The following is a 24042-nucleotide window of genomic DNA, read 5'->3' as shown; positions in this document are numbered from 1 at the left end:
ACGGAGGGTGCTTACGGAGCATGCGAAAGTGATGAAGGCGTTGGCGGCCGCCGGGGAAATTGTCGGCCGCAAAAAGCTGCAAAAAATGATTTACATCGCGAAAAAGCTCGACTTTCCGTTTTACGAGAAGTTCGACTTCCATTTTTACGGCCCGTATTCCGAAGAGCTCACATGCCGCATTGAAGAGCTGTGCGCGCTCGGCTTTTTGCAGGAGGAGAAAGAGAAAAAGAGCGGCTATGTGCAATATCGCTATACGCTGACCGAGGCGGGCGAACAGTTTTTGCGCCATTACGACTGGGACATGCCGGGTCTTGACGAATGCATGCAGACGATGAACGGACAAAACGCGCGTTTCTTGGAACTGGTTTCCACAGTGCTCTATTTTGAACATTTGTCGAAAGAGGAAGTAAAAGAGAAAATCGCCGTCGTCAAAAGCAAGCAGCGCTATACGGCGGAAGAAATCGAAGAGGCGTATGCGTATATTGAAGCGCTGCGCAGCCGATGCAATACAAAAGCCCGCGTATAAGCGGGCTTTTTAGTCATTGAAAACCGGTGCTGCCGACGATCGTCGGGTTGATTCCATCAGTGCGGCAAAAACGCCAGCTGCAAAAAGAACAGCACCGCCAGCACGTACAGGAGCGGATGCACATCGCGCCAGCGGCCGCGGGCGATTTTTAAGAGCGGGTACGAGACGAAGCCGAGCGCGATGCCGGTCGCGATGCTCGAGGTGAGCGGCATGCTTAGGATAATGAGAAAGGCCGGAAACGCCTCGTCGAGCTGATGCCACGAAATATGGGCGATATGGCTGATCATCAAGCTGCCGACGATGATGAGCGCCGGGGCGGTGATGGCCGATAACCCGGCGACCGCGCCGACCAGCGGGCTGAAAAAGGCGGCGATGACAAATAGGACAGCGACGGTGAGCGCCGTCCATCCGGTCCGTCCGCCGGCAGCGACCCCCGTGGACGACTCGATGTACGCTGACGTTGGGCTTGTGCCAAGCATGGCCCCGACCGTAGTCGCGACCGAGTCAGCCAAGAGCGCTTCACGGGCGCGCGGCAGCGTGTTCCCTTTCATCAATCCCGCTTGCTGGGCGACGCCGATCATCGTGCCGGTCGTGTCAAACAGCGTGACAAGCAAAAACGAGAAGACGACGGCGTACAAATGATGGCTGATCACATCCCCAATGGCCGCAAACGGATTGGCAACGATCAACCCGTCCGGCAGCGCCGGCAGCGACACGATGCCTTTGTCAAAGTGCAGTTGCCCGGTCGCATAGGCGATGATCCCGGTGATGATCATGCCGTAAAAGAGCGCTCCTTTGACGCCGCGCATCATAAGAACAAGCGTGACGGCGAGGCCGACAAGCGTCAACACGGCCGATGGGGCATGCAAGTCGCCAAGCGCCACCAAATTTTGCGGGTGAGCTTTGATGATCCCGGTCAGCCGCAGGCCGATGAAGGCGATAAACAGCCCGATGCCGGCGGTGATGCCGTGTTTTAAGCTGTCGGGAATCACTTCAATCAGTTTGCTGCGGAGCGGGGTGAGCGACAGCAACAAAAACAGCACCCCGGCGACAAACACGGCGGAAAACGCCGTTCCGTACGAAATGTTGTCGTGCGAGCCAACCACCGAATAGGCGAAATAGGCGTTCAGTCCCATGCCAGGGGCGATGGCGATCGGATAGTTGGCGAAAACCGCCATCCACAACGTCCCGATGATCGTGGCGATGACGGTGGCTGTAAACGCCTGCTCAAACGGGACACCGGCATCTGACAAGATGACCGGGTTGACAACGACGATGTACACCATCGTGAGAAACGTGGTCAACCCGGCGAGCATTTCCGTCTTGCGGTCAGTCTGTTTTTCAGCGAAACGAATCATGGGCGACCTCCTAAAAACGAACAATGTTAGAAACCATTATAATAATATTCGTTTTTTATAAAAAATGCAACGGGGGCGTTTCAGGCGCCCCCATCGCTTCTTCACTCCGCGTCGCTCAGCCGTTTTCCGGCGACGGCGTAATGATCTTTCGTCATTTCTTCAATGAAAACGACAACGCTCTCTTTTTTCGCTCCCGTTGTTTCCACAACGGCGTCCGTCACTTTTTCAACAAGCGCTTTCTTTTGCTCGTCCGTGCGGCCGGCGAGCATTTTGATCGTGACATACGGCATCGTGATTCCCCCATTTCCTTGTCGAGTGCTGTCGCGCTTATTATACCATGGAATGATGAAGTTCAGTCCACTTTTCGCGGCAAATCATGTATACTTAAGAATAAGGGAAAACAAGGGAAAAGGAGTTTATGAAGTGGAACACATGTTGCCGTATTCATTCAGCGAAATTCCGTACGTGTTGTTAACGTTGGCACTGGCGTTTTCCGTGCACGAGTTTGCCCATGCGTACGTCGCCTACAAGTTCGGCGATCCGACGGCGAAAAACCAAGGGCGGCTGACGTTATCACCGTTGGCCCATTTGGATTTGCTTGGCACGCTGCTCATTTTCTTGGCCGGGTTCGGCTGGGCGCGGCCGGTGCCGGTCAACCGCTTCCATTTTAAAAACCCGCGCCTAGCCGGCATTCTCGTTTCGGTTGCCGGGCCGCTCAGCAATCTTGTGCTCGCCGGGCTTGGGTTTGTCATTTGGTATGCGATGGTCGATTTCGGCATCATGCGGGCGCTGCCGGATTGGTTTGCTGCGGGGTTTGACCAGTTTTTTCAAATTTTTATCGGCCTGAATGCGGTGTTGTTTTTGTTTAATTTGTTGCCGTTTCCGCCGCTCGACGGGTATCGGATCATCGAAGATTTGGCTCCCGACGGTTTGCGGGCGAAGATGACGCAATGGGAGAGCTACGGGGCGTTGATTTTTCTAGTCCTTGTGCTGACGCCGCTTGACCGCTATACGATTGAGCCGGTGTTTCAGCTGGCGCTGCCGTTTGTGCTTGAGAGTCTGCAATCGGTTGTTGCTCGTTTGTTTATGTAAGGAAGGAGGAAACCGCGCATGGAGCAAAAAAAGAAAAAAACGATCGGCTTTAACATCATCAAAGACGATCCGACCGACGGGCACCGCGGTTTTGGCGCCGGGGCGTTGAGCTTAGAAAACGTCTCGCCGGTCATCATTGACGTCGAGGCGGGCGAAGCGTTCGTCGATATGGGGGCGATGCATGCGCGCAGCGCCGTCGAGCGCGGCATTAAGTTTTTGCCCGACCGTGCGGCCGTGCCGAACGGCAAGCCGTATTGGATCGTTTGGGTGACGATTGAACGCCGTGAGGACGGCCCGTATTACGCCGGGGTGACGGCGTGTGAAATGACCGTTGACCGCGAGGCGCGCCGCGGCTATAAGCTATTGCCGGAACATGTGAACCGTCTCGATAAATCGCTGAAGCGGCACATCATTGTCGATCATATGGATGCGAAATCCAAACGGGTGCTCGCCGACTTTTTGAAAGGCCACGACATCGACATGTGGAACCGTTCGAGCGATGAGCTGAAAAAAGGGCTTGAAGGCGAATTGTGACGGTTTTGTGAACATATTTGGGCAAGGGCTTGTTCTTGTCTGGAAAAAAGGATAAACTAAATCTACATGTATGACACAGGAAAACTAGGACAAGAAAATCCCCTGCGCATGCGCAGGGGATTTTCTTGAAAACTGTACATGAGCATTTTTTCATTTCTTGAAACTAGAACTCGGGTAAATGGCACGGATTTGAATGCTCGTGATGTAGAAACTCCTTTGCTTTCCTTGGGTGTCAACGATTCATTCGACAATGGACAAAAAAAATCCTCCCGATTTTTGCCGGAAGGGTGCGAAATGTGAGTAAAGCCCCAGCATCGAAGTACTGGGGCCAAAACACATGGATCCCCCGTTGCCGGGGTGAAATGGCCTGCGACGCGGCAGGCAACTTATCATTAGGTTTATGATGATCTTACTGATAATATGCAAAGAGAGGAACCATTTAGGCTCCTCTCTTTGCAAAAACAAACGAATCCACGTTTTTTACGTGTGAAATGGTCTGTGACGAGACAGACAACTTATTTTGTATTCTAAGTATAGAAAAAACTTAGGTAAATGTCAATACTGCGTTTGTTCATTCTCAATCCATTCGTTTGCTAAAGCAATCTTCTTTGGATGCCATTCATCTAGTTTTGCCTTTTTATCCACTTTTTTTTAAGCGTAATCGCTCGCGTTGAATTGTATCCGATTCCATTTTCCCCCACCTCTCCCTCGTTTTATCCATCACGATCATGATTGTATCACATCATGTCTTAAAAGTTCAGCAACGGAGAATGGTCTTTAAGATCCGAGATGAGGGAAGTCTATGCCCCATTTAAATGAAACTGCCCCCAAAGGTCGGTTTAACCACCTTTTGGGGACAGCCTCTTCTGATTTAAAACCACGGGAACCATTTCTCAAACCAGCTTTTCCCGTCTTCTTTTTTCTTCTTTTTCTTTTCCAGATGGTCGGTGCAATAGTCAGTCGGTTCGGTGCCGATGAGATAGTACGTTTTTCGTTTTACCGGACAAGCGTCGGTGGCCAGCTTGCCGTTTTGCGGATCGATGTCGACGCCGATGACTCCTTTCGTAGGTTTGAATGACCGTTTTGGTTCATCGGCGAGCCCTTCTTCCATAAAGTGAACCCAGATTTGTTTGGCGTATTGTTTTTCGTCAAAGCGATCTAGTGGCTCGCCGCGGTCGTAGCCGGTCCAGACGCCGGCGACCAGTTGTGGGGCGAACCCGATCATCCAACTGTCTGTTTTTGTCGTTCCCGATTTGCCGGCGTAGGGTCGTGTAATGTCATCGGCGATCGACTGTCCAGTGACGGTGGTGTAGCCGTTTAACTTTGGATCGAACATCCCGGTCATTAAATGGGCCGTCACAAACGCCGCATCGCGGTCGAGCACTTGCCGGCTTGCCGGCTGGTGCTCGTAGATCACGTTGCCGGCGCTGTCGACTACTTTTTTAATGAACACCGGGTCGTTTCGTTTGCCGTAGTTGGCGATGGTGCTGTAGGCGGCGACCATGTCGATCACCCTCACTGGCGAAGTGCCGAGCGCCAATGACGGCACGGCTTTTAGCTTGCTCGTGATGCCGAGCGTCTTCGCTGTGTCAACGAGTTTGTCGGCTCCGATAAATTGCAGCGTCTTGACCGCAAAGACGTTGTCGGATACAGCGAGCGCTTGGGCGAGGGTAATTGGGCCGTTCGCATAATAGTCATTGTAGTTATGAGGCGTGTACCTCGCCCGGCCGTCATCAAACGTAAACGTCGTCAGTTCGCTGCGCAGCTGGGTCGATGGCGTAAATCCTTGCTCGATCGCCGCGTAATACAAAAATGGTTTGAACGTCGACCCCGGCTGGCGTTCCGCCTGCACCGCCCGGTTGAACGGGCTCTCTTGATAGTTTCGCCCGCCGATGAGCGCTTTTACTTCTCCGGTTCGCGGATCCATGGCGACCAGCGCCGCCTGAATGGCCGAGTTTGGGTTAATGATGCGCGCGATTTGCTCCTCGGCAATTCGTTGCAGACGCGGATCGAGCGTCGTATAGACGCGCAGCCCCCCAAGCTCGATCGTCCGCTCGTCAAGGCCAAGCTTCGTGCGCAGCTGCTGCTTGACGACATCTTGAAAATACGGGGCGATCGGCTGCTCGCGTTCATGATGCCGAACGTAGACGAGTTTGGCACGGTAGGCTTGCTCCGCTTCTTGGCGGCTGATGTAGCCGGCTTCCGCCATGGAGAGAAGGACGATTTTTTGCCGCGCTTTCGCTCGCTGTTCATTGACGAACGGGGAGTAGTAATACGGCCCTTTCGGAATGCCGGCTAGCATGGCCGCTTCGCTGAGCGTCAGCTCGCTCGCGTGCTTGCCGAAATAGTAGCGGGCTGCTGCTTCGATGCCGTAAGCTCCGTGTCCATAATAAATCGTATTTAAGTAGCCTTCCAAGATTTTGTCTTTGCTGTAGTTGGTTTCAAGGCGGATCGTATAAAGCGCCTCTTGAATTTTCCGCGACCACGTTTTCTCATGCGTCAAAAACAAGTTGCGCGCATACTGCTGTGTGATCGTGCTCGCGCCCTCGACTTTCGCCATCGCCCGCACGTTGGCGATGACAGCGGCGGCGATCCGTTTAAAGTCAAAGCCGTGGTGACTGTAAAACTTTCGGTCTTCTACCGCGATCGTTGCTTCAATGGCGTGCGGCGAGATGTCATCGAGACGAATCCAGTAACGCTTCTGCCCGTGGTCGCTTTCCCCGATTTTGCTGCCGTCATCGGCATAAAACAATGTCGTCTGCGGCACAGCGACCGGCGGTGCTCCTGCCATTTTGGCAAACAAAATAAAGCCCCCGAGAGCAGCGAAAGCAAAAACGGCGAGGAACACGGTGATAAAGACGGCGGCGCGCACATATTTCCACGTGCCGCGAAAACGGCTGCTCGGGATCGGTTCCATTGCCCATCCCTCCAACGGTTTCAGCGGTGCTTGACGCAGGCGCCTGCTTGATAGGGAGGCGCTTTCCGCTTTTCTTACTAGTATGAAAAAAATTTTGTTATTTTAAACTCGTTCCCCTTGCATTTTTGCTAGATTGCTCTATACTTTTTCATGTTTAGTTTTTTGTTGGCAAGGGAAACTTGATAGTAAGCAAACGCTCGGAGAAAGGATGTTACCGAATGGAACTATGGTTTACGGAAAAGCAGACGGAACATTTCGGCATCACGGCACGCATCATCCGCACTTTACATACAGAGCAAACGCCGTTTCAAAAGCTCGATATGGTCGAAACGGCGGAGTTTGGCAACATGCTCATTCTAGACGGCATGGTGATGACGACGCAAAAAGATGAATTTGTCTACCATGAGATGGTCGCCCATGTGCCGCTGTTTACCCACCCGCATCCGGAAAACGTGCTGGTCGTCGGCGGCGGCGACGGCGGCGTCATCCGTGAAGTGTTGAAGCACCCAAGCGTCAAAAAGGCGACGCTGGTTGAAATCGACGGCAAGGTGATCGAATGCTCGAAAAAATATTTGCCGGAAATCGCTGGTCAACTTGACGATCCGCGCGTCGAAGTGAAAGTCGATGACGGGTTTATGCATATCGCGAAAAGCGAAAATGAGTATGACGTCATTATGGTTGACTCGACAGAACCGGTCGGTCCGGCGGTCAACTTGTTCACAAAAGGGTTTTACGCCGGCATTGCCAAAGCATTGAAAGAGGACGGCATTTTCGTTGCCCAAACGGACAACCCGTGGTTTAAGGCGGATTTGATTCGCACCGTTTACCGTGATGTAAAGGAGATTTTCCCGGTTACGCGTCTATATACGGCGAACATTCCGACCTATCCAAGCGGGCTCTGGACGTTTACGCTCGGCTCGAAAAAATACGACCCGCTTGCGGTGAGCGATGACCGTTTCCATGACATTGAGACGAACTATTACACGAAAGAGCTGCACAAAGCGTGTTTTGTCTTGCCGAAATTTGTCGCCGATTTAACGAAGTAAGGGGGCGCAGGCGATGCGATTTGATGAAGCCTATTCGGGCAACGTGTTTATCGGCAGCTATCCGAATTTCGAAGAAAGCGAAGCCGTCATTTACGGGATGCCGATGGACTGGACGGTCAGCTACCGGCCCGGCTCGCGGTTCGGCCCGGCTCGCATCCGCGAAGTGTCGATCGGGCTTGAGGAATACAGCCCGTATTTGGACCGTGAACTCAAGGACGTTCGCTACTTTGACGCCGGTGATATCCCGCTGCCGTTTGGCAATGCGGCGCGCAGTTTGGAGCTGATTGAACAGTTTGTCAGAAGAGTGCTCGATGCTGGAAAATTTCCGCTCGGCCTTGGCGGTGAACACCTTGTCTCTTGGCCGGTGATCAAAGCGGTGTACGACTATTATCCGGATGTCGCCGTCATTCATATGGACGCGCATACCGACTTGCGCGAACATTACGAAGGCGAGCCGCTGTCGCACGCGACGCCGATCCGCAAGGTCGCTGACTTGATCGGACCGACGAATGTCTTTTCGTTCGGCATCCGTTCCGGCATGAAAGAAGAGTTTGAATGGGCGAAAGAAAACGGCATGTACATCGCCAAGTTTGAGGTGCTTGAACCGCTCCGTTCCGTGCTGCCGAAGCTCGCCGGCCGCCCGGTGTATGTGACGATCGACATCGATGTGCTTGATCCCGCTCATGCCCCAGGCACGGGAACGGTCGATGCCGGTGGCATTACGTCAAAAGAGCTGTTGGCGGCCATTCACGAGATCGCCCGCTCCGACGTCCGCGTCGTCGGCGCTGATTTGGTGGAAGTCGCACCCATTTACGACCATTCGGAACAAACCGCCAATACAGCGAGCAAGCTTGTGCGGGAAATGCTGCTGGGTTGGGTGGCCAAGTGAATAGAGAAAAAAGCGCCTAAATCGCCAGCGGGCGAGGGCGCTTTTTTTGTGTGCAGGAGAAAGGTTGCTGGAATATGAGCGTTCCATATTGAATCAGGCGGGACAGTTCTTTATACTTATTGTTATGACTGTGTTCGCAAAGGTGTGTTCAGCAAATATGAACGAAACAAACGGGATTCCGGTGCGGCTTCGTCAAGTGGCCGTCATCCGCGACGGTGCGCACCAAGAGACGATCGCGCTTGAAGTGGACGGCATGTATTACATAAAGGGGACAACCGTGTATTTGCAGTTTGCCGAGGAAAACGAACTCGGACGGGTGAACAACATTGTGAAAATCGCGCCTGACGAGGTGACCGTTCTCCGTTCTGGGGCGGTTGAGATGCGGCAAACGTTCCGCTGCCAGCAGGAAATGCCGGGCCATTACAAAACGGTGTTCGGGCGGTGGGCGCTGGCGACAAAAACGGAGGCGATCGAGTTCCGATATGACGAAAGACGGAAACAAGGGCAGCTCTTTCTCTCGTATGAGCTGATGCTAGAGCACGAGCGGAGCGGGCGCCATACGTTGACGCTAACATTTAAGGGGGTATAGGCCAATGAACATTGTCGGACAGATGAAAGAACAGTTGAAAGAGGAAATTCGCGAGGCGGCGGTCAAAGCCGGTCTGGCAGCTGCCGAAGAGCTGCCGGACGTGCTCTTGGAGGTGCCGCGCGACAAGGCGCATGGCGACTACTCAACGAACATCGCCATGCAGCTTGCGCGCATCGCGAAAAAGCCGCCGCGGGCGATCGCCGAAGCCATCGTCGGGCAGCTTGACCGCGAGCGGGTGTCGGTTGAGCGCATCGAGGTAGCAGGGCCGGGATTTATCAACTTTTATATGGACAACCGCTATTTGACGGCGGTCGTGCCGGCGATTTTGCAGGCGGGGCAAGCGTATGGCGAGTCGAACGTCGGCAACGGGGAAAAAGTGCAAGTCGAGTTCGTCTCCGCCAATCCGACCGGCGATTTGCATTTAGGCCATGCCCGCGGCGCGGCGGTCGGCGATTCGCTTTGCAACATTTTAGCGAAAGCCGGGTTCGATGTGACGCGCGAATATTACATCAATGATGCCGGCAAGCAAATTTACAACTTGGCGAAATCGGTCGAAGCCCGTTATTTTCAGGCGCTCGGTGTCGATATGCCGCTGCCGGAGGACGGCTATTACGGCGACGATATCGTCGAAATCGGCAAACAGCTTGCGGCTGAATACGGCGACCGGTTTGTCGAAGTGGGGGAAGACGAGCGGCTTTCCTTTTTCCGCGACTACGGGCTCCGTTATGAGCTTGAGAAAATCAAGAAAGACTTGGCCGACTTCCGCGTGCCGTTTGACGTCTGGTATTCGGAAACATCGCTTTATGAAAGCGGCAAAATCGATGAGGCGCTCGCTACGCTGCGTGAGCGCGGCTACATTTACGAGCAGGACGGGGCGACATGGTTCCGTTCGACGGCGTTTGGGGACGACAAAGACCGCGTGTTGATTAAACAGGACGGTACGTATACGTACTTGCTCCCGGACATCGCCTACCATCAAGACAAGCTGCGGCGCGGGTTCCAAAAGCTCATCAACATTTGGGGAGCGGACCATCATGGCTACATTCCGCGCATGAAAGCGGCGATCGCCGCGCTCGGCTATGACCCGGAGGCGCTCGAAGTCGAAGTCATTCAAATGGTGAATCTATATCAAAACGGCGAGCGCGTCAAAATGAGCAAGCGCACCGGCAAGGCGGTGACGATGCGCGAGCTAATGGAAGAGGTCGGTGTCGATGCCGTTCGCTATTTCTTTGCCATGCGCTCGGGCGATACGCATTTGGATTTTGACATGGACTTGGCCGTGTCGCAGTCGAATGAAAACCCGGTTTACTACGTCCAATACGCGCACGCCCGCGTTTCCAGCATTCTTCGCCAAGCGGAGGAACAACACCTTTCCTACGATGGCGATGTAGCTCTTCATCATCTTGTCGGGACGGAAAAAGAGGTCGAGCTGCTCAAAGTGCTCGGAGATTTCCCCGATGTCGTCGCCGAGGCGGCGCTCAAGCGGATGCCGCACCGCGTCACCGCCTATGCGTTTGAGTTGGCATCGGCGCTTCACAGCTTTTACAATGCGGAGAAAGTGCTTGACCTAGACCATATCGAAAAAACGAAAGCCCGCCTCGCGCTTGTCAAGGCGGTGCAAATCACGCTGCAAAACGCGTTGACGCTGATCGGCGTTTCAGCGCCTGAGCAGATGTAATCATCGAGGGGGAGCGGCTACCCCCTCTTTCGTTTGGGCATTCTAAGGAAAAATGACAGCGGAGGATGCAACCAATGAAAGAAATCGTATTATCGCTTGTCACCGGCATGGTGGTCGGGTTTTTGTTTACGCTGTTCCGTCTGCCGATTCCGGCACCCCCAGCGTTGGCCGGCATCGCTGGCATCGTCGGGGTGTATCTCGGCATGCGGCTGTTTCAATGGCTGGCGATATTTTGGCGATCCTAACCGGACCATCGCCCCGTTCGGCGTGACATCAACGGCGTTATACGCCGGGCCGGATGGGGCGCATTCGTTTTGATCCGATTACAGCCAAGCGGAGATCAGCTGGGAAATCGATTGTTTGCCGCGGTCAAGGAGCGAACGCCTTTCCAAAAAGGCGAGCGTCAGCGGTTCGGAGCGCGTCAAGTCGCGTTTGAACGCCTGTTTGACGAGATGAGTGAACGCCCGATCAAACACGTAGCAGTTAATTTCGCTGTTGAAAAACAAGCTGCGGCGGTCAAAATTGGCGGTGCCGATGTCGCACCATTCATCGTCAATGATAAGCGTTTTGGCGTGGTAAAATCCTTGGTAAAAACGGTAGACGTGCGCACCGGCCTCAAGCAGCTGAGCAAAGTACGGATAGGCGGCCTCCCTGACAAACAAATGATCGGCTTTCAGCGGTACGAGCACGGTGACGCGCACCCCGCGCTCGAGCGCCTTCATCAGCTCGTGAAACAGCGGCCGGCTTGGAATGAAGTACGGGCTGCCGATCATAATTTCCTTTTTAGCGCGGCGGATGACCTCGATGTATTGTTCTTCGAGCGCTGAGCCATCGGTGGCGATCAATTGGTGGCGAACGGCGCCGGCAGGAAGCGCCGGGAAATAGCGGCTGTTGTCAGGGACCGTTTGACCCGTCGCTTCTTCCCAGTCGTGCAAAAACTGCTTTTGCAAGTCGTGGACCCCTTCGCCGCTCATTTTGATGTGATAGTCGCGCCATTCACCGAAGTTGGCGTCTTTCCCGCTATATTCGCGCCCGATGTTAAAGCCGCCGATATAGCCGACCCGTCCGTCGATGACGGTGATTTTGCGGTGGTTGCGGCGGTTGAGGCGATAAATGAGAAACGGAAAGCACGGCGGGCGCGCGTAGGCAAACTCCACTCCGCTTTTGGCAAGCGAACGAACGAGCGCCCTTGGAAGCCCAAGGCCACCGACCCAGTCGACTAGCACCCGCACTTTCACCCCTTCAGCCGCTTTTTTCTTCAAAAGTTGGAAAAACGGTGCAGTCATTTCGTCGTTTTTGATGATGTAAAACAAGATGTGAATATGGTCGCGGGCGCGGCCCAGCTCGGCAAAATAATCGGAAAATAAATGGTTCCCGTTGACAAACAGCGAAAGATCGCTTCGCCGCTGCGGATAGACGACGCTTTTACGTCCGTTCCGAAAGACGAGTTGTCCGAGCTTGTCATCGAGGTAGATGAGAGCGAATAAAATAACGATGAAACTAGCGATGACGGCAATGACGGCCATGTTGTCTCCTCCTGTGTCACTTCAGTATTTATTAATGTGCCCGGGAAAACGTCAAAATAGCAAAGGGGAACGATGGAATGGCGCGAGCGCCCGTCCAGGCGGCTTCGGCTCCCGCCGCCCGGTAATCATCGAGGGAAGTCGGCTTTGAAAAACGCGAAAAAATCTATTGACTGAATGCTCATTCATTATGTACAATAGACGTAAAGCAAATTCTGAAAATTTCCTTTGTTATGGCAAAGACAATGGAAGCGGGGGGAAGGGGAGAAAAGATGAACGCTTTATTGTTGGTGAACTGGCTCGCCTTTTTGTTTGTAACCGCTTACGCCGTCTATTTGTTCGCCTATGTCGTCAAAACGCGGGCGATGTACATTCAGCTTGGCAAAAAAGTCGAGTTTGACCAAAAGGTGAACGAGCGGCTGCGCAACATTTGGATCAACGTGTTCGGTCAGAAAAAGCTGCTCAAGGACAAGAAAAGCGGGCTCATTCACGTCGTCTTTTTCTACGGCTTTATTCTCGTTCAGTTTGGCGCGATCGATTTCATCATCAAAGGGCTCGCGCCCGGAGCGCATTTGCCGCTCGGGCCGCTGTATCCGGGGTTTACGTTTTTCCAAGAAATCGTCACGTTGCTCATTTTAATCGCCGTGCTCGCTGCCTTTTACCGCCGCTACATTGAAAAGCTCGTCCGCTTAAAGCGCGATTTTAAAGCCGGACTTGTGCTTCTTTTTATCGGCGGACTCATGTTGTCCGTTTTGTTCGGCAACGGGATGAGCAGAATTTGGCACGGCGAGGAAGCGACATGGAGCGAGCCGGTTGCCTCGCTCATTGCCGGCGCGTTTTCCTGGGTCGGCGAAACCGGGGCCGCGGTGCTGTTCTTTGTTGCTTGGTGGGTGCATTTGTTGATTTTGCTGACGTTCCTCGTGTACGTCCCGCAATCAAAGCACGCCCATTTGATCGCGGCGCCTATCAACGTCTTTTTCAGCCGGCTGACGCGGCCGAAGCTTTCGCCGATCAACTTTGAAGACGAAAGCCAGGAATCGTTTGGCGTCGGCAAAATTGAAGATTTTACGCAAAAGCAATTGATCGACTTGTATGCCTGTGTCGAGTGCGGCCGCTGTACGAGCATGTGCCCGGCGACTGGCACGGGGAAAATGTTGTCGCCGATGGACTTGATTTTGAAGCTGCGCGACCATTTGACGGAAAAAGGAGCGGTCGTCACGTCGCGGGCGCCGTGGGTGCCGGCGTTTGCTTTCAAAAACACAAGGGGCAACCAGCTCGCGTTCGCCACCGCGTCGGAGCAGGCCGCCACGATCGAAATGCCGAGCTTGATCGGCGATGTCATCACCGAGGAAGAAATTTGGGCCTGTACGACGTGCCGCAACTGTGAAGACCAATGCCCGGTCATGAACGAACACGTCGACAAAATCATTGATTTGCGCCGCTACCTTGTCTTGACGGAAGGGCGGATGAATCCGGATGCGCAACGGGCGATGACGAACATCGAGCGCCAAGGCAATCCGTGGGGCTTGAACCGAAAAGAGCGGGAAAACTGGCGCGAGCTGCGCGATGATGTGCATGTGCCGACCGTCAAAGAAGCGGCGAAAGCGGGAGAGGAAATCGAGTACTTGTTCTGGGTCGGCTCGATGGGCTCATACGACAGCCGCAGCCAAAAAATCGCCCTCGCTTTTGCCAAACTGCTGAACGAAGCGGGCGTCAAGTTTGCGATTTTAGGCAACAAGGAGAAAAACTCGGGCGATACGCCGCGCCGGTTAGGGAATGAATTTTTATTCCAAGAGCTGGCGACGAACAACATCGCCGAGTTTGAAAAAGCGGGCGTCAAGAAAATCGTGACGATCGACCCGCACGCCTACAATACGTTCAAAAACGAGTACCCGGATTTCGGGCTTGAGGCGGAAGTGTATCACCATACCGAGCTGCTCGCCAAGCTCATCGAAGAAGGCCGCCTTGTGCCAAAATATCCGGTGAATGAACGCATTACGTTCCATGACTCGTGCTACTTAGGGCGCTACAATGACGTCTATGACGCACCGCGGAAAATTTTGCGCGCCATCCCGGGCGTCGAGCTTGTTGAGATGGAGCGCAACCGCGAGCGCGGCATGTGTTGCGGCGCCGGCGGCGGCCTCATGTGGATGGAGGAGACGACCGGCAACCGGATCAACGTCGCCCGCACCGAGCAGGCGCTCGCTGTCAATCCGACGGTCATCAGCTCCGGCTGCCCGTACTGCTTGACGATGCTGTCGGACGGCACGAAGGCGAAAGAAGTCGAAGACCGCGTCTTTACGTACGATGTCGCGGAACTGTTGGCGAAATCGGTGTTCGGCGAGGAAAAAGAAGAAGTCGCGTCATAAAAATAGTTGCCAAGACAATTTCTATTTTTTAAAATAGTAAGTATAATGGAAGAGGAGGTGTCGGTGGCGCACCTTCTCTTTTGTACCGCTATCGAGCGAGCGTTCAGTCTGCATTTTTGTAATCGCTTTCTTACTTGATCAAAGGGGGAGAGGAACGATGGGAAGAACCGTGATTGTTAGCGGGGTGCGCACCCCGTTTGGAAAGTTGGGCGGCGCGCTTCAGGCGCTGTCAGCCCCGGAGCTTGGCGGCATTGCTGTGAAAGAAGCGCTGGCTCGCGCCAACGTGAGCGCGGAACAAGTGGATCACGTCATTTTAGGCACGGTCTTGCAAGGGGGGCAAGGCCAGCTCCCGTCGCGTCAAGCGATGCGCCATGCCGGCATCCCGTGGCACGTGCGCACCGAGACGGTGAACAAAGTGTGCGCGTCCGGCATGCGCGCTGTGACGCTTGCCGATCAGCTCATCCGCTTAGGCGATGCCGATGTTGTCGTCGCCGGTGGGATGGAGTCGATGAGCAACGCGCCGTACGTGTTGCCGAAAGCGCGCTGGGGGCTACGGATGGGCGACAGCACGGTCAAAGATTTGATGGTATATGATGGCCTCACATGCAGCTTCACCGGCGTCCATATGGGCGTCTACGGTGGCAACACAGCGCGTGAGCTCGGCATCACCAGAGAGGCGCAAGACGAGTGGGCGTACCGCAGCCATAGGCGCGCCATCGCTGCCATCGAAGCCGGTCGGCTTGGGGAAGAAATCGTTCCGGTGACGATTCCGCAGCGCAAAGGGGAGCCGCTTGTCGTCGAACGCGACGAGGCGCCGCGCAAGGATACATCGATAGAAGCATTGGCGAAACTGCCGCCGGTGTTTGACCCACAAGGAACTATCACCGCCGGCAACGCCCCGGGTGTCAACGACGGCGCCGCCGCGCTCGTGTTGATGAGCGAAGAGCGCGCCGCCCGCGAGGGGCTCAAGCCGCTCGCGACGGTCGTTGCCCACACCGCCATCGCCGTTGAAGCGAAAGATTTCCCGAAGACGCCGGGGCTTGTGATCAACGAGCTGCTCCGCAAAACAGGAAAAACGGTCGATGACATCGCCTTGTTTGAAGTGAACGAAGCGTTTGCCGCTGTCGCATTGGCGGCCATTCAAATCGCCGGTCTTGATCCGGAAAAGGTGAACGTCAACGGTGGCGCGGTTGCCCTTGGTCATCCGATCGGCGCCAGCGGTGCACGCATCATCTTGACGCTCATTCATGAGCTGAAACGCCGCGGCGGCGGCCAAGGCATCGCGGCGATCTGCAGCGGCGGCGGCCAAGGCGATGCCATCTTGGTTGAGGTATAAGAGGAGTCAAGGGCGCGTCTTGCCTGTAGCCTTGCGGGGACATGGCTGTCGCTGCCTGTCCTCGCACGACAGCCCGCCGCCAAGACGCGTGTCGCCGGCTGTCGCCAAGATGCAGGAAGCGGCTTGTTGCGATCCTGTCCCTTGGTGACGCGGCGCGAAACGGAACGTGTCGCCGCCCCGCCCTTCGGCGATGGCGACAAAACGGAGGAGAACGCGGCATGGTGCCGGCCGCGCGTCCATGAACCGGAGCCGTCTCCAGAACAACGTCAAGGCGCAAGATGGGGCCGTGCACCCCGTCGAGCCGCTGTGGCAAGGAATCGGTGTGCCGGCGCGATGCTTCTCGCTGCCGGCCCCGCCTCATTGGCGACGCGAAGCTGGTGGATGTGATGCACGTTCATTTTTCGGAAATGTTCCGTCGACAGCACATCATCTTCCCTCCACCCGGGGATGAAAATGACTGCTTGGTGACGGGGTTTTCAAAGAAACGTTCCATGGGCAACGTTTTCTCCTCCACCCGGGGATGAAAGTCTCGCGTCAGTTCGGCATTTTCACGAAATACACATAGACAGGGGGATAGGAACATGGACGTCAAAACGATCATGGTCGTCGGCGCCGGACAGATGGGCTCGGGCATCGCCCAAGTGTGCGCCGTCGCCGGTTATGAGGTGCTGCTCTATGATATTAGCAGCGCTCAATTGGATAAAGGAACGGCCAATATTCAAAAACTCCTTGCCCGTCAAGTGGAAAAAGGGAAAATGGCCGCCGCGGACAAAGACGCAGCGCTTTCCCGGCTTGTCCGCTCGACGGATCTGCATGACGCTGAGAAGGCGGATCTCGTCATTGAAGCAGTCGTTGAAAACATGGACGTGAAAACGAAGCTGTTTGCCGAACTCGATGAAATCGCCCGCCCGGAGACGATTTTGGCGTCGAACACATCGTCGCTGCCGATTACGGAAATCGCCGCCGCGACGAAGCGGCCGGAGAAAGTGATCGGCATGCACTTTATGAACCCGGTGCCGGTGATGAAGCTCGTCGAAATTATCCGCGGCTTGGCGACGGCCGATGACGTGTATGAGACGATTGAAGCGGTTACCCGGACGCTTGGCAAAGTGCCGGTCGAAGTGAACGACTTCCCCGGCTTTATTTCCAACCGCGTCCTCATGCCGATGATCAACGAAGCGATTTACGCCTTGTACGAAGGGGTGGCGACCAAAGAGGCGATCGACGAAGTGATGAAACTGGGCATGAACCATCCGATGGGGCCGCTGACGCTCGCTGATTTTATCGGGCTCGATACATGCTTATACATTATGGAAACGCTTCATGAAGGGTTCGGCGATGACAAGTACCGCCCGTGCCCGCTGCTGCGCAAATACGTCAAGGCGGGTTGGCTGGGCCGCAAAACGGGCCGCGGATTTTACACGTACGAGTAAGCAGCTCGGGGCAACGGTGACGAGCAACATGACAAAGGGGGATGTCCCGTGCAATTTCGGTTGACGGAAGAACAAGAAATGATGCGGCAAATGGTGCGCGAGTTCGCCGCGGCGGAGATCGCCCCGTTTGTCGAGCGCATGGAACAAGGGGAGTTTCCGCGCCCGATTTTAACGAAAATGGCCGAGCTTGGCCTGATGGGCATCACTGTTCCGGAGCAGTATGGCGGCGCGGGCATGGATTTTATTTCGTACATCATCGCCATTCATGAAATTTCTAAAGTGAGCCCGACGGTCGGTGTCATTTTATCGGTGCACACGTCAGTCGGCACAAACCCGATTTTGTATTTCGGCACGGAAGACCAGAAACAAAAATACGTGACGAAACTGGCCCGCGGCGACTATTTAGGGGCGTTTTGTCTCACCGAACCGAGCGCCGGCTCGGATGCGAAAAGCTTAAAAACGAGAGCGGTGCGCCGCGGCGATCATTATATCCTGAACGGTTCAAAAATATTTATCACCAATGGGGGAGAGGCGGACACATACATCGTGTTCGCCCGCACGAATCCGGAGGAAAGTGGCAGCCGCGGCATTTCCGCGTTTATCGTTGAAAAAGGAACGCCGGGGATGGCGATCGGCAAAGATGAAAAGAAAATGGGGCTGCACGGCTCGCGGACGGTAACCATCACGTTTGAAGACGCCGAAGTGCCGGCGGAAAACTTGCTCGGCCAAGAAGGGGAAGGATTTAAAATCGCGATGGCCAACCTTGATGCCGGCCGGATCGGCATCGCCGCCCAAGCGCTCGGCATCGCAGAAGCCGCGGTCGAACACGCTGTGGCCTATGCGAACGAGCGGGTGCAATTCGGCAAACCGATTGCCGAGCAGCAAGGCATTGCCTTTAAGCTTGCCGATATGGCGACGGCGGCGGAAGCGGCGAAATGGCTCGTCTACCGCGCCGCCTGGCTGCGCGCCCAAGGCTTGCCGTGCGGAAAAGAGGCGGCGATGGCGAAGCTTTTCGCTTCACAAACGGCGATGGACAACGCCATTGAAGCGGTGCAAATTTTCGGCGGCAACGGCTACACGAAAGACTACCCAGTCGAGCGACTGTTCCGCGATGCGAAAATTACACAAATTTACGAAGGAACGAGCGAGATCCAGCGCATCGTCATCAGCAAACAGCTCACCAAGCCATAACGACCGCCGGGGGACGAGGATTTGGCATAGATTCAGAAACGGGGGAATGAAACGATGAACTTTCAATTGAGCGAAGAACATGAAATGCTGCGAAAAATGGTGCGCGAATTTGCCGAAAACGAAGTAGCGCCAACCGCCGCTGAGCGTGACGAAGAGGAGCGGTTTGACCGCGGCATTTTCAACAAAATGGCTGAACTCGGTTTAACAGGCATTCCGTGGCCGGAAGAATACGGCGGCATCGGCAGCGATTATTTGGCCTATGTCATTGCGGTTGAGGAGCTGTCGCGCGTCTGCGCCTCGACGGGGGTGACGCTTTCCGCGCATATTTCGCTCGCGAGCTGGCCGATTTACAAGTTCGGCAACGAAGAACAAAAGCAGAAGTATTTGCGCGCTTTGGCGACCGGAGAAAAACTTGGGGCATACGCCCTGTCCGAGCCGGGGGCGGGGTCGGATGTCGCCTCGATGAAAACGCGCGCCATCAAAGACGGCGACCATTACGTGTTAAACGGGTCGAAAGTGTGGATCACGAACGGCGGTGAGGCGGAAATTTACGTCGTTTTTGCCGTCACCGATCCGGAAAAGCGGCATAAAGGGATCAGCGCCTTTATTGTCGAAAAGGGGACGCCAGGTTTTTCCTTTGGCAAAAAAGAAAAGAAACTCGGCATCCGTTCATCGCCGACGACGGAGCTCATTTTTGAAGACTGCCGCATTCCGAAAGAAAACTTGCTTGGCCAAGAGGGGGAAGGGTTTAAAATCGCGATGATGACGTTAGACGGCGGCCGCAACGGCATCGCCGCCCAAGCGGTCGGCATCGCTCAAGGCGCATTGGATGCGGCGATTGATTACGCGAAACAGCGCGTTCAGTTCGGCAAGCCGATCGCCGAGCAGCAAGGTGTCGCCTTTAAGCTCGCCGACATGGCCACCGCCATTGAAGCGGCGCGGCTTTTGACATACCAAGCGGCATGGCTCGAGTCAAACGGTTTGCCGTACGGCAAAGCATCGGCGATGGCGAAACTGTTTGCCGGCGACACGGCGATGAAAGTGACGGTCGAAGCAGTGCAAATTTTCGGCGGCAACGGCTATACGAAAGACTATCCGGTTGAGCGGTTTATGCGCGACGCGAAAATTACGCAAATTTACGAAGGAACGCAAGAAATCCAGCGCCTTGTCATTTCGCGCATGTTGACGCGCGGTTAAACGCCGCGCGGCGGCCGACTTTAGGCGGGGCGCCGCCCCGCCGTCAACAAGAACGGGGCAAGAGGAGTCGCGCAGGTAACCGAACCAAGACGATCTGAGTAGGTAGGTCGACAGAGAACGGGGGGAGAGGAGTCGCGAATGAAAAAACGGGAAGTGATCGCATCGGTCAAAGATGAAAAGCTTGTCAAAAAGCGGCGCAACGAAATGATCAAGGGCGCCATTTCCTTGATTAAACAAAAAGGGTTTCACCAAACGACAACGAGAGAGATTGCCAAGGCATCGGGGTTCAGCATCGGTACGCTCTATGAGTACATCCGCAAAAAAGAAGACGTCCTCTACTTGGTGTGCGACCGCATTTACGATGAGGTGCGGGAGCGGACGGAGCAAGATATCGGCGCCCATCATGGCACGATTGAAGGGCTCCGGCGGGCCATCGCTCATTATTTTCGGGTTGTCGATGAGCTTGACGATGAAGTGTTGGTCATGTATCAAGAAGTGAAAGCGCTAAGCAAAGAGTCGCTCCCGTATGTGCTTAATAAAGAGCTGGAGATGACGGCCATTTTCGAGCGGATTTTGCGCACATGTGTGGAAAGCGGGGCGTTGGCGCTTTCCGAAAGCGAGGTTCGCCTTTTTGCCCACAATATCATCGTGCTTGGGCAAATGTGGGCGTTCCGTCGCTGGGCGCTGCGAAAAATGTATACGCTCGATGAATATATTGAATGGCAGACGGAGTTTTTGCTGAAGGGGATTATGGAGAAACAGCGGGTATAACAAAGGGGGAGAGACGATGGCGCACATTTACCGTCCGAAACATCACGTCCGTTTTGTGACGGCCTCGAGCTTGTTCGATGGCCATGATGCTGCGATCAACATTATGCGCCGCATTTTGCAGGCGAGCGGCGCCGAGGTCATTCATTTGGGCCATAACCGCTCGGTGGAGGAAATCGTCAATGCCGCCATTCAGGAAGATGTCCAAGGGATTGCCGTCTCCTCGTATCAAGGCGGACATATGGAATTTTTTAAATACATGTACGACCTGCTCCAAGAGCGGGGGGCGTCTCACATCCGCATTTACGGAGGCGGGGGCGGTGTCATCATCCCGCGCGAAATCAAAGAGCTGCACGAATATGGCATCGCCCGCATTTTTTCGCCGGAAGACGGCCGGCGCCTCGGCTTGCAAGGGATGATCAACGTCATGCTTGAGGAGTGCGATTTTCCGACTGTGACGACGGTGACCGATGAACTCGAGCGGCTCCCGTCCGGCGATGTGCAGGCGGTCGCCCGGCTCATCACGCTGTGTGAATATCGCGCTGAGGCGGATCACAGCGAAGCGGCTGCGGCGGCGGAAGTGGCCTTAGCGCAAGTCAAAGCCATGGAAAAGCGCGTCCCCGTGCTCGGCATCACCGGCACGGGCGGGGCGGGGAAAAGCTCGCTCACCGATGAGCTCGTCCGCCGCTTTTTAAACGAAATTCCCGCTATCAAAATCGCGATCTTATCCGTCGACCCGACGAAGCAAAAAACGGGCGGGGCGCTGTTGGGCGACCGCATCCGGATGAATGCGATCAACTCGCCGCGCGTGTACATGAGAAGCTTGGCGACACGCCGTTCCCGCACGGAACTGTCGCCGGCGATTCGCGATGCGATTTCCGTCGTCAAAGCGGCCGGATTTGATCTTGTTATCATTGAAACGAGCGGGATCGGCCAAGGCGATGCCGCCATTACCGACGTGTGCGACGTCTCGATGTACGTCATGACGAGCGAGTTCGGCGCCCCGACGCAGCTGGAAAAAATCGATATGATCGACTACGCGGACTTGATCGCCATTAACAAGTTTGAGCGCAAAGGGTCGGAAGATGCAAAGCGGCAAGTGCAAAAGCAATATCAGCGCAGCCATCAGCTGTTTGACCGCGACGTTTCGGAAATGCCGGTGTACGGCACGATCGCCAGCCAGTTTAACGATCCGGGCACGAATACGCTCTTTGTCGCGCTCGTTGACACGATCAACCGGAAAACAGGGATGAACTGGAAGACCAGCTTGAAAACGGTCGCCAACGTCGAAAAGCATAATGTCATCATTCCGAACGAACGCCGCTACTATTTGCGTGAAATCGCGGAGACGGTTCGCTCGTACCACCGCCGCGCCGAACAGCAAGTCGAAGTGGCAAGACGCCTGTTCCAAGTGGAAGGGGCCATCGAAGCGGCGAAGGAACGGGGCGAAGCGGAAGACGTCATCCGCGCGCTTGAGACGCTGAAAGCCGATTATGAGGTCAAGTTGACGCCGGAATCGAAGCGCATTTTGGCGACATGGGAAGAAACGAAAGCGAAATATGCGGCCAAACAATTTGTCACGAAAGTGCGCGACAAAGAAATTATCACCGAACTGACGACGAAAACGTTGTCCGGCTTGGACATTCCGAAAGTCGTCTTGCCGAAGTTCAAAGACTACGGGGAAATTTTGCGCTGGGTGTATAAAGAAAACGTCCCGGGTTCGTTTCCGTACACGGCCGGCGTCTTCCCGTTCAAGCGCCAGGGCGAAGATCCGAAACGGCAATTTGCCGGCGAAGGGACGCCGGAGCGCACGAACCGCCGCTTCCATTACTTGTGCAAAGAAGACAAGGCGAAGCGGCTCAGCACGGCGTTTGACTCGGTGACGCTCTACGGCGAAGACCCCGACTACCGGCCGGACATTTTTGGCAAAATCGGAGAAAGCGGTGTCAGCGTCTGTACGCTTGATGATATGAAAAAGCTGTACAAAGGGTTTGATTTGTGCGACCCGCTTACCTCGGTGTCGATGACGATCAACGGCCCGGCTCCAATTTTGCTGGCGATGTTTATGAATACGGCGATCGACCAGCAAGTCGAGAAAAAAGAAGCCGAGCTCGGCCGCCCGCTTACGCCGGAGGAGTACGAACAAGTGAAGGAATGGACGCTGCAAACGGTGCGCGGCACGGTGCAAGCCGATATTTTGAAGGAAGACCAAGGGCAAAACACGTGCATTTTTTCCACCGACTTTGCCTTGAAGATGATGGGCGACATTCAAGAATATTTCATTCAGCACCGCGTCCGCAACTATTACTCGGTGTCGATTTCCGGCTACCATATCGCCGAGGCGGGGGCGAACCCGATCACACAGCTGGCGTTTACGCTTGCCAACGGCTTTACGTACGTCGAGTATTACTTGAGCCGCGGCATGCACATTGACGATTTCGCGCCGAACTTGTCATTTTTCTTCAGCAACGGCCTTGATCCGGAATACTCGGTCATCGGCCGCGTGGCGCGCCGCATTTGGGCGGTTGTGATGCGTGACAAATACGGGGCGAATGAACGGAGCCAAAAATTGAAATACCATATCCAAACGTCCGGCCGTTCGCTGCACGCGCAGGAGATTGACTTCAACGACATTCGCACGACTTTGCAGGCGCTGTTGGCGATTTATGACAACTGCAACTCGCTGCATACGAACGCCTATGACGAAGCGATCACCACACCGACCGAAGAGTCGGTCCGTCGGGCGATGGCGATCCAACTCATTATCACGAAAGAGTTCGGCTTGGCGAAAAACGAAAACCCGCTGCAAGGCTCGTTCATTATTGAGGAGCTTACCGACTTGGTCGAAGAGGCGGTGTTGCAAGAGTTTGAACGGCTCAACGACCGCGGCGGCGTGCTCGGAGCGATGGAAATGCAGTATCAGCGCGGCAAAATCCAAGACGAATCTCTTTACTATGAAACGAAGAAACATAGCGGCGAACTGCCGATCATCGGCGTTAACACGTTCTTGAACCCGAACCCGCCGTCAGAAGAGGAGCTGAACAACATCCAGCTCGCCCGGGCGACGTATGAAGAAAAAGAGACGCAAATCCGCAACTTGCGCGAATTCCAAGAGCGGAACAAAGACAAAGCCGGCCCGGCGCTCGAGCGCTTAAAACAAGTGGCCGTGAGCGGCGGCAACATTTTCGAGGAATTGATGGAAACGGTGAAAGTCGCCAGCCTTGGACAAATCACCCGCGCCTTGTACGAAGTCGGCGGACAATATCGACGGAATATGTAATTCCAGCGCGTTTCACCATGTTCGGCTTTCGCCGGACGGCCTCGATCACAATCGATCACGACCCGTTGCACTTTAGGTCTTGGCAGCAGCTGTTGGCGTACCGCCCGGGAGCGAAACGGGCAGAACGCGGATGGGGCCAAGACGAATGAGATTTGTAAGGAAAAAGCGAAGCGGTGTGACCAAACAGACGCGGACGCAACGAATATGTCGGAAGGAGGGCCGCCCTCGCCGCACGGTGGCCCTCTTTCGCTTTTTTCGGCAAATGGGTAGCATAAACCCCGACAATTTGTTTATAATGAATGGTATGTATTCCACA

General features: G+C 54.9%; 19 protein-coding genes. 15 read left to right on the top strand and 4 right to left on the bottom strand.

Annotated elements, in window-relative coordinates; genetic code table 11:
- Nucleotides 1–7 precede the first annotated feature (7 nt).
- Nucleotides 8–526, top strand: coding sequence for a YwgA family protein (locus GC56T2_RS16690; RefSeq protein ID WP_144976765.1), 519 nt, complete (start codon nucleotides 8–10; stop codon nucleotides 524–526).
- A 56-nt stretch (nucleotides 527–582) separates the two neighbouring features.
- Here GC56T2_RS16690 and GC56T2_RS16685 read toward each other — a convergent pair whose 3' ends face one another.
- Together GC56T2_RS16685 and GC56T2_RS16680 are read right to left on the bottom strand one after the other, a co-directional pair.
- On the bottom strand, nucleotides 583–1884 hold the full coding sequence (locus GC56T2_RS16685; RefSeq protein WP_144976763.1) for an NCS2 family permease: 1302 nt from the start codon (nucleotides 1882–1884) through the stop codon (nucleotides 583–585).
- Nucleotides 1885–1985: 101 nt separating this feature from the next.
- Nucleotides 1986–2174, bottom strand: coding sequence for a 2-hydroxymuconate tautomerase (locus GC56T2_RS16680; protein WP_020961553.1), 189 nt, complete (start codon nucleotides 2172–2174; stop codon nucleotides 1986–1988).
- Nucleotides 2175–2307: 133 nt separating this feature from the next.
- Between GC56T2_RS16680 and GC56T2_RS16675 the strand changes: the two genes are divergently transcribed.
- Both GC56T2_RS16675 and GC56T2_RS16670 read left to right on the top strand, forming a co-directional pair.
- Nucleotides 2308–2976: a site-2 protease family protein gene (locus GC56T2_RS16675; protein WP_144976761.1), complete on the top strand. Its 669-nt coding sequence runs from the start codon at nucleotides 2308–2310 to the stop codon at nucleotides 2974–2976.
- 18 nt (nucleotides 2977–2994) lie between these two features.
- Nucleotides 2995–3510 carry a YwhD family protein gene (locus GC56T2_RS16670; RefSeq protein WP_033023326.1) on the top strand — a complete coding sequence of 172 codons (516 nt, stop codon included), beginning with the start codon at nucleotides 2995–2997 and terminating at the stop codon, nucleotides 3508–3510.
- An 871-nt stretch (nucleotides 3511–4381) separates the two neighbouring features.
- Here GC56T2_RS16670 and GC56T2_RS16660 read toward each other — a convergent pair.
- Entirely contained in the window at nucleotides 4382–6427 is a 2046-nt protein-coding gene (locus GC56T2_RS16660) for a transglycosylase domain-containing protein (RefSeq protein WP_144976759.1), read from the bottom strand.
- A gap of 218 nt (nucleotides 6428–6645) precedes the next feature.
- On the opposite strand from GC56T2_RS16660, the gene speE reads away from it, so the two are divergent.
- The 5 genes from speE (at nucleotide 6646) to GC56T2_RS16635 (ending at nucleotide 10874) form a co-directional block, all read left to right on the top strand.
- Nucleotides 6646–7473, top strand: a complete 828-nt coding sequence (gene speE / locus GC56T2_RS16655; RefSeq protein WP_033021876.1) for a polyamine aminopropyltransferase — start codon at nucleotides 6646–6648, stop codon at nucleotides 7471–7473.
- A 13-nt stretch (nucleotides 7474–7486) separates the two neighbouring features.
- Nucleotides 7487–8362, top strand: coding sequence for an agmatinase (speB, locus tag GC56T2_RS16650; protein ID WP_144976757.1), 876 nt, complete (start codon nucleotides 7487–7489; stop codon nucleotides 8360–8362).
- Between the two features lie 157 nt (nucleotides 8363–8519).
- Nucleotides 8520–8951 carry a YwiB family protein gene (locus GC56T2_RS16645; RefSeq protein WP_144976755.1) on the top strand — a complete coding sequence of 144 codons (432 nt, stop codon included), beginning with the start codon at nucleotides 8520–8522 and terminating at the stop codon, nucleotides 8949–8951.
- 4 nt (nucleotides 8952–8955) lie between these two features.
- A complete protein-coding gene (gene argS / locus GC56T2_RS16640) occupies nucleotides 8956–10629 on the top strand; it encodes an arginine--tRNA ligase (protein WP_144976752.1) in 1674 nt (557 codons plus the stop codon).
- Nucleotides 10630–10703: 74 nt separating this feature from the next.
- Nucleotides 10704–10874, top strand: coding sequence for a XapX domain-containing protein (locus GC56T2_RS16635; RefSeq protein ID WP_033021884.1), 171 nt, complete (start codon nucleotides 10704–10706; stop codon nucleotides 10872–10874).
- 78 nt (nucleotides 10875–10952) lie between these two features.
- Here the strand turns inward: GC56T2_RS16635 and cls are convergent, their stop codons facing one another.
- A complete protein-coding gene (cls, locus tag GC56T2_RS16630; RefSeq protein ID WP_144976750.1) occupies nucleotides 10953–12155 on the bottom strand; it encodes a cardiolipin synthase in 1203 nt (400 codons plus the stop codon).
- A gap of 269 nt (nucleotides 12156–12424) precedes the next feature.
- Here cls and GC56T2_RS16625 point away from each other — a divergent pair, with 269 nt between their 5' ends.
- The 7 genes from GC56T2_RS16625 to icmF all read left to right on the top strand — a co-directional run bounded on the left by GC56T2_RS16625 (nucleotide 12425) and on the right by icmF (nucleotide 23726).
- Nucleotides 12425–14521, top strand: coding sequence for a (Fe-S)-binding protein (locus GC56T2_RS16625; RefSeq protein WP_144976748.1), 2097 nt, complete (start codon nucleotides 12425–12427; stop codon nucleotides 14519–14521).
- Between the two features lie 157 nt (nucleotides 14522–14678).
- Nucleotides 14679–15857, top strand: coding sequence for an acetyl-CoA C-acetyltransferase (locus tag GC56T2_RS16620; protein WP_144976746.1), 1179 nt, complete (start codon nucleotides 14679–14681; stop codon nucleotides 15855–15857).
- Nucleotides 15858–16438: 581 nt separating this feature from the next.
- Entirely contained in the window at nucleotides 16439–17290 is an 852-nt protein-coding gene (locus tag GC56T2_RS16615; RefSeq protein ID WP_144976744.1) for a 3-hydroxybutyryl-CoA dehydrogenase, read from the top strand.
- A 48-nt stretch (nucleotides 17291–17338) separates the two neighbouring features.
- Nucleotides 17339–18481, top strand: a complete 1143-nt coding sequence (locus tag GC56T2_RS16610; protein ID WP_144976742.1) for an acyl-CoA dehydrogenase — start codon at nucleotides 17339–17341, stop codon at nucleotides 18479–18481.
- 54 nt (nucleotides 18482–18535) lie between these two features.
- Nucleotides 18536–19678 carry an acyl-CoA dehydrogenase gene (locus tag GC56T2_RS16605; RefSeq protein WP_144976740.1) on the top strand — a complete coding sequence of 381 codons (1143 nt, stop codon included), beginning with the start codon at nucleotides 18536–18538 and terminating at the stop codon, nucleotides 19676–19678.
- A gap of 138 nt (nucleotides 19679–19816) precedes the next feature.
- Nucleotides 19817–20449, top strand: a complete 633-nt coding sequence (locus GC56T2_RS16600) for a TetR/AcrR family transcriptional regulator (RefSeq protein WP_144976738.1) — start codon at nucleotides 19817–19819, stop codon at nucleotides 20447–20449.
- 16 nt (nucleotides 20450–20465) lie between these two features.
- Nucleotides 20466–23726 carry a fused isobutyryl-CoA mutase/GTPase IcmF gene (gene icmF, locus GC56T2_RS16595; RefSeq protein WP_144976736.1) on the top strand — a complete coding sequence of 1087 codons (3261 nt, stop codon included), beginning with the start codon at nucleotides 20466–20468 and terminating at the stop codon, nucleotides 23724–23726.
- The last annotated feature ends 316 nt before the right edge of the window (nucleotides 23727–24042 follow it).

Origin of the sequence: Geobacillus sp. C56-T2 (assembly GCF_007829715.1) — a bacterium.
GTDB lineage: Bacteria > Bacillota > Bacilli > Bacillales > Anoxybacillaceae > Geobacillus > Geobacillus icigianus.
This window is presented reverse-complemented; position numbering and strand designations above follow the sequence as displayed.